Source organism: uncultured Campylobacter sp. (assembly GCF_937949835.1).
Taxonomy (GTDB): domain Bacteria; phylum Campylobacterota; class Campylobacteria; order Campylobacterales; family Campylobacteraceae; genus Campylobacter_B.
Map to the genome: position 1 here is coordinate 1 of NZ_CALEDC010000438.1, position 1,108 is coordinate 1,108.

Consider the following 1,108-nt stretch of genomic DNA (forward strand, 5'->3'; position numbering starts at 1 on the left):
GATATGCACGCGTAGCTTGCGCGGTCCTTAAATTTCATCTCGCACGCAAGCCTGCGCCGATCTTTGCGGATAAAATTTTATCTTTCGCTGCAAATTAATTTTCACCTTCGCACCGAGTAAATTTTATATTCGTCGATGGGTAAAATTTCGCTTTCGCTGTTTTAAATTTTAACCGCGCGCGCGTCCGCAAAGCACACCGCCGCGCCGTACCGCACGCAGAGCGAGCTCGGATCAAAAGCTCAAAGTATCTAAAATTTAACCGCCAAACACGATCAGGCGGAGCCATGCACCGAAGCGCTATGAAATTTAACCGCTTAAGACTGATCGCCTATCAGCCTGCGCACGACGTAGCTTGCGATGAAAAGCCCGAAGCTCGCGGTCACGCCCATGAAGCTGCCCATCGATTTGACGCGCGGCGGCTCGCTTGAGCAAACGACGTCAAAATCGCCCGCAAAGCCGCGCTTTCGTAGCTCGTATCTGATCTTGCGCGCGAGCGGATCGCCCTGCGTCTGCCAGATTGATCGGATTTCGATCCTAGCGGGATCGAGCCTCTTTGCGCCGCCCATCGAGCTTATGAAGCCCGCGCCAGCCTCGCTACAGCGCAGCGCAAGCGCGATCTTGGCGCCCACGTCGTCGATCGCGTCGATTACGAAATCAAATTGCGCCAGATCAAATTTAGATAAAAATTCCTCGCCGATCCTAGCGACGATCGGCGTCACGCCTTTAAATTTGCGCGCGAAAACCTCGCATTTTAGCTCGCCTACGTGTTCGCTTCCAAGCTGACGGTTTTGATTAGTGATCTCGAAGCGATCGCAATCGATCACGCTTAGATTTACCGCGCCGCTGCGGTATAGCGCTTCTATCGCCGCTCCACCCACGCCTCCGCAGCCGCAGATTAAAATTTTAGCGCTTTGCAGCCTTGCAAAATCCTCGCCGAAAAGTAGGCGCGAGCGCGAAAAGCGGTCTACTACGACCTCACTCATCGTTTTTCATCCACCTTTCTAGCGCGCTCATCTGCTCGTGCGCGGTCAAATTTAACTTAATCGGACTTAGCGTTGCCCGCCCCTCAAAAAGTTCCGAAATGTCGCTGTTTTCATTCCTGCTCGCA

The 1,108-nt window shown here is 53.2% G+C and carries 1 protein-coding gene; it reads right to left on the bottom strand.

The window, feature by feature from the left end; genetic code table 11:
* Positions 1 to 314: 314 nt before the first annotated feature.
* On the bottom strand, positions 315 to 983 hold the full coding sequence (locus Q0256_RS09780; protein WP_297962574.1) for a ThiF family adenylyltransferase: 669 nt from the start codon (positions 981 to 983) through the stop codon (positions 315 to 317).
* Positions 984 to 1,108: the final 125 nt, after the last annotated feature.